The sequence below is a fragment of the Gardnerella sialicivorans subsp. sialicivorans genome (genome assembly GCF_056746795.1).
On the sequence record NZ_JBWPXA010000006.1, the window covers coordinates 90,053 to 96,552 of the forward strand.

The 6,500-nt window shown below is 39.9% G+C and carries 3 protein-coding genes; 1 reads left to right on the forward strand and 2 read right to left on the reverse strand.

Annotated features, from left to right (window positions below):
- Positions 1-5 precede the first annotated feature (5 nt).
- Complete coding sequence (locus tag AC1EKB_RS05300; protein ID WP_481249025.1) at positions 6-2,699, forward strand: ABC transporter permease; 2,694 nt, start codon at positions 6-8, stop codon at positions 2,697-2,699.
- A gap of 715 nt (positions 2,700-3,414) precedes the next feature.
- On the opposite strand, the gene AC1EKB_RS05305 is transcribed toward AC1EKB_RS05300, so the two are convergent.
- Both AC1EKB_RS05305 and AC1EKB_RS05310 read right to left on the reverse strand, forming a co-directional pair.
- Complete coding sequence (locus tag AC1EKB_RS05305; RefSeq protein ID WP_481249026.1) at positions 3,415-3,579, reverse strand: hypothetical protein; 165 nt, start codon at positions 3,577-3,579, stop codon at positions 3,415-3,417.
- 122 nt (positions 3,580-3,701) lie between these two features.
- The coding region (locus AC1EKB_RS05310) for a leucine-rich repeat domain-containing protein (RefSeq protein ID WP_481249027.1) at positions 3,702-6,500 on the reverse strand (2,799 nt) is incomplete at its 5' end.

A 6,500-nucleotide genomic window follows, 5' to 3' on the forward strand; every position in this document is an offset into this window, starting at 1 on the left:
TTAGAATGTGGAAAATCGCACTAAAACTTATGCGTAAAAGCGTGCGCATGCTAATCGCCTCTGGAATTGCAATTCTTATAGGCAGCATGTTTATGAGCGCTACTTTGCTTTTTGCAAACAGCGTTGATGACTTGATGGTTCGAAACGCAACCGATGAATTCGGTAGCGCAAATTATGCAATCTCATTTAGGAATCCTAACAGTTCCCCGAGTAGTGAGATTCATTATAAAGACCTTCATTTAGACGAAATATCGAAGATGCCTGGTGTCAACGGTATTCGTAGCGATGATGCGACTGCGTTTGTAAGAGTAGAAAAAGGTGATAAATCAGTTACGAGTATCGCTTGGTCTAATGGTTTGTATGGAAATCTTCCTGTGTATGAATCAACAGAAGGTAGAGATCCGCAAGAAATAGGCGAAATCACGCTTATTAAAAGTATTGCTAAATCAATACATGCAAATATTGGCGATACTATAACTTTGGTTAAAGTAGATGACACTGGCGGAGATAAAGAAAAATCGTACGATGTTCGTGTGGTTGGTCTTGTTGACGATGGAGAACATTCTCAAATACCATTTTCAAATCGCGGCACGTATCTTGGTGGCATAACGAACGATTTTTGTGCAAAACTCGAAAATATTAAGAATTTTGACAATCAAGTTGTGCAAAGTAAAGTGTACATGAGTATTGATGAATCTAAAATAAACGATTTATCTCCTAAGATTAACGCTTTGCTTCCTTCGAGATTCTCTCTTATGTCTAGGCACGAAGTTGGTGTAAAATCTGTTCGAAATGCGTCCAACGGCACTAATTTTGTGACTATGTTTTTGCTATCTTTTGGTATTCTAGCGTTGCTTATTTCTTCGCTTGTTATAGCAAACACATTCCAAGTTTTGGTTGCTCAACGCAGACGAACTCTTGCGCTTTTGCGCGTAATTGGCGCACAATCGCACCAGCTTTATGCAGCAGTTTTGCTTGAAGCTGCAATACTTGGAGTTATTTCCGCGGCTGTTGGTGTGCTTTGCGCAATCGGATTTATGGGCGCAATTAGTAACGTGAATATTAATTCTGGACCGTTATCTAAGATTCCTTTGATTGTTTCGCTTCCAGCGGTTGTGTGGCCAATAGCAATTGGCACGATTGTAACAGTTCTTGCATCTATGAGTGCTGCTCGATCTGCTACAAAAGTAACGCCTATGGAAGCGCTGCGACCAATGGATTTGATTAAAGATAAGCGTGCAAGCATTATTCGCGCTGTTTTTGGCATTGTGTTTATTGTTGTAGGTATTTTAGCTACGACTTTAAGTGCTACTTCTTTAGCAAGCATGATTGCGGGGAAGTCTCCTACTGCTGGTTCTGACTCTTGGATGACTTTGCTTGGAGCAATGTTTGGTTGTGCGCTTGTTTTTATTGGTATTGTTATGACAGCCATATTCTGGATGCCGTTTGCTATGAAGGCAACTGGAGCAATCATGGCACTTTGTGGGCCTGCGTCTAAGGTTGCCAACGCAAACGTACAAAGAAATCCTAGAAGAGTTGCAGCGACTGGAACGGCTTTGCTTATTGGCGTAACGCTTGTTTCTACAGTAGTAACGGGCGCAATATGTGGTAAAGCAACTCTTAAAGGTGTTGTTGATGACCGTTACAGTGTTGACATTATTATTCAAGGCAAGAATGTTGATGAGGCCCTAGCTGCCGACATTTCAAAGATTAGTGGAATAAAGAATACTGAGTTGCTTCCTGCAGTTCCTATGACTTTTAAGAACGCAAAGGGTAAAACTGAGTATGCTATGGCAGCTGGAGTTGATAATGTAAATCAACTTAGAAATGTAATGCACACTGATCTTGATGGCGTTAATATAAACAGGGGTTCTGTGCTTTTGCCTAAGTTTAATAATGAAGGTGGAGAGCCTTTTGAGCTTAAAAAAGGAAACCTTGATTTGCAAGCTTATGTAGAAAAGTACAGTTCTAGTGAAGATAGTGTAGATAGTATTACGCCATTTACTGGAATGAATACAGACTCGAGTAATAACGATAAGAGCATTACTGTAAAGCAAGTTCAGTTTAAGAAGTATAGAAATGTTAATATATATTCAAGGAATACTGCTTTTGTTAGCAAATCTTACTTCAATAACTACCTTAAGCCTACAACGCATATTTTGCTTATTTCGGTAGACTCTAGCAAAGCTAATCTTGTAGATATTGTTAAGAATATTAGAAATATTACATCTAGCTATGCGGAGGTTATGGCTGGTGGAAGCGTGTTCCAACGAGCGCAGTGGGAGAGTGCTATCGACATAATGATGATGTTGCTTGTTGGCTTAATAGCAGTAGCTGTTGTGATTGCTTTAATAGGCGTTGCAAACACATTAAGCTTGTCTGTTATTGAGCGCACTAAAGAATCTGCAACTTTGCGCGCAATCGGCATGACAAGAGGACAGGTTAGAAGATCTCTTGCGTTGGAAGCAACGTTGATTTCCCTAACAAGCACTGTTTCTGGCTTGATTGTTGGAACAGCGTTTGGTTGGATTGGATCTTATATGGTATTTAGCGCAATTGGCAAAGTTCCGTTTGTAATTGATTGGACTATTTACGCGGTTCTTGCTCTAATCGCTTTACTTGCAGCGCTTCTTTCCAGCGTGCTTCCAGCTCGTAGAGCAGTAAAGTCTTCGCCAGTAGTTGCGCTCGCAGAAGACTAAAACACATGTTGTTATAACATATATTAAAATAGTTGTAAAAACAGAAATAATGCTGGTGTAATCATGCATCAGCATTATTTTTTTCTGCATAATGTGCGACACGCGCAAAAAATAATGTGATATATATTAAAAAAATAGATAGATTTTATGCATAAAATACAATTATTTAAATATTATTAGTATCTATTTATAATTTTATCGGGAAAATCGAAAAAATTAAGTATTAAATATTTGTTATAACAACTTAAGTGAAAAATTTTTCGAATATTGTGCGTTGAAAACTTATTTATTTCTCTGTTACTATTTTGATTCGACTGCTGACATAAGCATAAATTAAATATGGAGGCCGCTACGAGCAAGGAGTAGAAGAATATGGTAACGGTCAATAAAAAATCTGCCGCAGCTGCTGCAGGCGTAACTGTTATGAGTCATCGCCGTGCTCCTAAGGCTTAAAGCTTGTAAAAATAATAAATAATCTAAATCTAATAAAAAATAATCTTAATTTGCGTCTATTTGTGCATTATGTATTAATAGCAGCATTTTTATATGTTTTGTATGGAATTTATAGATTTAAGATTGGCTTAATAGAATGATTCTCGGCATGAAAAGGTTATTCTTCAAATGTTTTACAGACAGATTGCTTTACAAAAATGCATGCCATTTGAACTTCGTCTGCCAACTAATGAGCAAGAAAAACAACATTATATTATACGTTCTAGCTCATAGTATATTCAACAAGCAACCTCTTAAACTCAGGAACATTATTTTCTGTAATAACCAACAAGTCTTTACCATGAGAAATCAAATAATGATTCGCAAAAATCACAGAAGCCCTCTTATTCCCTCTAAAAATATCTGTGACTTCATAAAATAAACGCATAATTCAATCGCAATAGCAGAAAGCCTCACTCCGCGAGGAACTATCACGAAGTGAGACTTTCTACTATCCAGCATCTAACTATTCAATTATTAAAACTGATCAACATTAATTAGCACACTGAATTACTTGTTATCACGTTGAGAATTATCACGATGCTTTTTTGCAAAGAATGCTGCGAAAGCAGCAATCACAGCAATTATAAACACTCCCACCGCAGACATAATAGCAACAAATCTGTTAGACGCTGACGACTTACTCGACTCGGCAGCCTTGCTGGAATTCTTAGTAGATTCAGAAGACTTGGAGTTAGAGTTTGCCTTGGCGTTTTCCTTGGCGTTTTCCCTTGCCTTTGCCCTTACCTTTGCTTTACGCTTGGCTTCAGCATTATTCTTACTAGCGTTAGCACCAGCTTTTACACTAGTCGCTTTAGATCCGTTTGCTTTAGAGCCAGCAGTTTTAGAACCGCTTGGCTTAGAATCAGGCGCTTTATTATCTTTAGCCTTATTGGTTTTAGCAGGCTTCGAATTAGAGTCAGCACCATTCTTATCATGCGTTTTATGCGTTTGACCGTTCTTACGCTGAGCTGACGGAGAGTTTTTGGAGCTCGCACCATTCTCAGCACCCGCACTACCCTCGGAGCCAGTGCCAGTACCATAATTGGTGCCATCGGTATTGAAGTCATTACCAAAGTTGTTTAAGCCCGTAGACTGACTGTTGGTACCTTCGCCATTTGAACCTGTAGTCGAACCACCAGTGCTTCCAGGATTAAACCAAGGATACACACTCGGATTTACTACACCAGGATTCACACCACTCGGATTGGTATCGCTTCCTGGTGTCACAGTTCCAGTTCCTGGCGTTTCAGTTCCAGTTCCTGGCGTTTCAGTTCCAGTTCCTGGCGTTTCAGTTCCACCTTGTCCTGGTGTAACAGTTCCAGTTCCACCTTGTCCTGGCGTTTCAGTTCCAGTTCCTGGCGTCACAGTTCCACCCTGTCCTGGCGTAACAGTTCCGCCTTGTCCTGGCGTAACAGTTCCACCCTGTCCTGGTGTCACAGTTCCACCCTGTCCTGGTGTCACAGTTCCACCCTGTCCTGGTGTCACAGTTCCAGTTCCTGGTGTTTCAGTTCCAGTTCCTGGTGTTTCAGTTCCACCTTGTCCTGGTGTCACAGTTCCAGTTCCTGGTGTTTCAGTTCCACCTTGTCCTGGTGTCACAGTTCCAGTTCCTGGTGTTTCAGTTCCACCTTGTCCTGGTGTCACAGTTCCAGTTCCTGGTGTTTCAGTTCCACCCTGTCCTGGCGTCACAGTTCCACCCTGTCCTGGCGTAACAGTTCCGCCTTGTCCTGGCGTAACAGTTCCAGTTCCTGGTGTAACAGTTCCACCCTGTCCTGGCGTCACAGTTCCACCTTGTCCTGGTGTCACAGTTCCAGTTCCTGGTGTTTCAGTTCCAGTTCCACCTTGTCCTGGCGTTACAGGTGTTACAGGTGTAGGTTGAGGAGTCGGAGTTTTCTTAGTTCCATGATGAACAATCTGTTTAACAGGGTCTACGTGATTTTTAGTTTCTGTCTTTTCAACTGTATCTGTTAAACCTGTAGAAGGGTCAACCCTATATGTAGTAATAACGGTTTCCGAGCCATTATTACCTTGCTGAATAATCTTTGTTGTTCCATTTTCAAGATTTGGATCATCAGCATTTTCAATTGTGAACGTAATAACCTTATTTTCAGTTTTAACATTACCAACTTTGATGATTGTATCCTGAGCGGTAGTTGTTGTTTTGTTATCAGTTGACTTAACAGTGTTTGTAAGACCAGTATTAGGATCAACTACATAAGTGGTAGTTGTTGTTTTAGTACCATCGGTACCTGCGGTTTCACTAGTTTGCTTGTACTTAAGATTACTATCAGCTTGATATTGTGTACCATGCTTAATAGTTTCAGTCTTAACCTCAACATTACCGACTTTAGTTAAACCGTCTTGAGCAGAAACTTCTACTGGAGCGCGTCCATCTGCATACGTTGTACTCGTACCATCTTTAGCTGTTCTTTCTACACGATTTTGTTTATAATCAAGGGTTGAATCCGCCTCATACTTCATCACACCATGAAGAATCTCAGTCTTAGGAACATTAAGTTTTAATGTTATAGTTCCAGCGTATTTAGAGGTAGCATTGCCAAATTTAATATTTTTGCTCTCAATTTTGATAGATACATAACCGCAATACGGTAGATCCTTACTAAGAGTAAACACACCATTATCAATACTGCCAATACTGTTACCTTCATCTAGAATAGTAAAAGTAGCATCAGGGAATTCACTATAAACAGGTAGCTTAGTTTCCTTAGTAGTAGAGTCAATAAAGAAAATTTGACTACCTGTGTCAAGTCTTTGTAGGTTCGTCAAACCACTCAACGGACTCAACTTAGAAACACGATTACCATCAAAAACAATGTACATTAGGTTCGTCAAATCCTTCAACGGACTCAAATCAGAAACCTCATTAACAGCGAAATCAAGTATTTTTAGGCTCGTCAAACCACTCAACGGACTCAAATCATAAACCTCATTACCAGCAAAATAAAGTTCTTTTAGGCTCGTCAAATCCTTCAACGTATCCAACTTAGAAACCTGATTATTACCAAAATAAAGTCTTTCTAGGCTCGTCAAACCACGCAACGAACCCAAATCAGAAACCTCATTAACAGCGAAATCAAGGATTTCTAGGCTCGTCAAATTCTTCAACGGACTTAAATCACGAACCTGATTACTAGAGAAACTAAGGTATTTTAGGTTCGTCAAATTCTTCAACGGATCCAACTTAGAAACACGATTACCACCAAAAGAAAGGCTTTCTAGGCTCGTCAAACCACGCAACGAACCCAAATCAGAAACCTCATTAACAGCGAAATCAAGGATTTCTAGGCT

What these genes read in the sequence shown, in the direction of transcription:
- AC1EKB_RS05305 (WP_481249026.1), bottom strand. Translation starts at nt 3,579, where the DNA reads ATGCGTTTATTTTATGAAGTCACAGATATTTTTAGAGGGAATAAGAGG.
- AC1EKB_RS05300 (WP_481249025.1), top strand. Translation starts at nt 6, where the DNA reads ATGTGGAAAATCGCACTAAAACTTATGCGTAAAAGCGTGCGCATGCTA.